The 1,558-nt window shown below is 56.5% G+C and carries 2 protein-coding genes, 1 tRNA gene and 1 pseudogene; all 4 read right to left on the bottom strand.

Annotation, left to right across the window (positions count from 1 at the left end; all coding sequences use genetic code 11):
• Positions 1–251 (bottom strand): annotated as a pseudogene (locus tag D6877_RS07870) (hypothetical protein); the annotation flags it as partial.
• Positions 252–603: 352 nt separating this feature from the next.
• Positions 604–679, bottom strand: a tRNA-Phe gene (locus tag D6877_RS07865).
• A 91-nt stretch (positions 680–770) separates the two neighbouring features.
• The gene (locus D6877_RS07860; RefSeq protein ID WP_016772129.1) at positions 771–1,043 is read right to left on the bottom strand and encodes an oxidative damage protection protein; all 273 of its coding nucleotides are present in this window, start codon (positions 1,041–1,043) and stop codon (positions 771–773) included.
• Positions 1,040–1,558, bottom strand: a 519-nt coding sequence (locus D6877_RS07855) for an NUDIX domain-containing protein (RefSeq protein ID WP_178083649.1), incomplete at its 5' end; no start/stop codon positions are given. The genes D6877_RS07860 and D6877_RS07855, both read right to left, overlap by 4 nt.

The following is a 1,558-nucleotide window of genomic DNA, read 5'->3' as shown; positions in this document are numbered from 1 at the left end:
AGATTGCCCGATGAGGATTCGATGAGGCGGGTCTTGTGGTTGATCAGTCCGCGGACTTCAAGATCAGTGATCAGCGCGTGCGCGGTCTTCAGCTTGATGGAGCCGGCGGGATTCAGTCCTTCGATTTTCAGCTGGATCGTTGCGCTGCAAAGATCGCCGATCTGCACATAACTGTCTTCATTGATGAGTTGCTTGATCATACGTCGTCCGTTTCGCTCTTTTGCCGGGCGCACGTGGGCGCCAGCATTCATCCTGGAATGTTTGAAAAGCAGTAACTGCAGTTCGCCTGTGGGTTGGGTTCAGATTTTTTTGCTGGACAGGAAGTGACCTTGCGGGCGACGCCGATCGATTCAAAAAATCAGGTTTTGCGCTCTGAGGGCTACAGGAGTCCAGAGTGTTGCGGGGCGCAAAGTAGAGCCAGTCATTGGCTCGCCAAGGCTTGCGCAAAGTATTGGCGAAACGCCATCTGCGCGGAGAGATACAGATTTCGGGTTTTTTCCAGTACAGCTGGAATCCGGGTGTATCGAAGGACGAAGAGAGGAGGGGGATCAAATCGCAGGCATAAAAAAACCCTGAATCTTGCGATTCAGGGTTTTCGGTATTTGGTGCCCAGAGACGGAATCGAACCGCCGACACGGGGATTTTCAATCCCCTGCTCTACCGACTGAGCTATCTGGGCAACGGGGCGCATTAAAAGGGTTTTTCGGATTTACGTCAACGACTTTTTGAAAATTTCTTAAATTAATTCCGTCGCTTACGAAATCTGCGGGTTATTCGGCTGGCGGCACGTAGCCTTCGGCCTTGGCGTATTCCTCGCCGGAGAAGTACTTGTCCATTTCGCCCTGCAGGTATTTGCGATCTTCGGCGTTCATCATGTTCAGGCGCTTTTCGTTGATCAGCAGGGTCTGGTGTTTCTGCCAGTCGGCCCAGGCCTTGGCCGAGACGTGGTCGAAAATGTCCTGGCCCTTGGCACCCGGGAAAGGGGCGCGCTCCAGCGCGGGCAGTTCTTCTTTGTACTTGCGGCACATTACGGTGCGGGTCATGGCGATTCTCCTGCATTCAATACGGCGGCCGCGCGTTCGAGCAAGGTCTTGACCGGGGCAGCAAGGCCCAGGCGCGGCGGGGTGGCGAGGTTATACCAGAGCCAGTCGGCCTCGGCCACGTGATGGCTGGCTTCCTGCACCTGAACCAGCCACGGTTCGATGGACAACTGGAAATGGCTGAAGGTATGCACCAGGCTCGGCAGCGCCTGCTGCTGGCCCATGGTCAGCGAGTGCTGATCGGCCAGATGTTGCAGATCTTCCAGATCATCCAGTTCCGGCAGGCTCCACAAACCGCCCCACAGTCCCGTCGACGGGCGGCGGTAAAGCAGAATCGCGCCTTCACCGTTGGCGAGCATCGGCATCAGCGTGCGTTTCTGCGGGATGGCTTTGCGTGGCTTGGGAATCGGATAACGGGTTTCCAGGCCAAGCATGTGCGCTTCACAGCCACGCTTGAGCGGGCACAGCAGACAGCTCGGCTTGCTGCGCGTGCAGAGTGTCGCGCCAAGATCCATCAT

The sequence above is a fragment of the Pseudomonas sp. Sample_9 genome (assembly GCF_004307535.1).
Taxonomy (GTDB): Bacteria; Pseudomonadota; Gammaproteobacteria; order Pseudomonadales; family Pseudomonadaceae; genus Aquipseudomonas; species Aquipseudomonas mercuritolerans.
The sequence above is the reverse complement of the archived record's forward strand: the minus strand, read 5'-3'. Positions and strand labels throughout refer to the sequence as shown.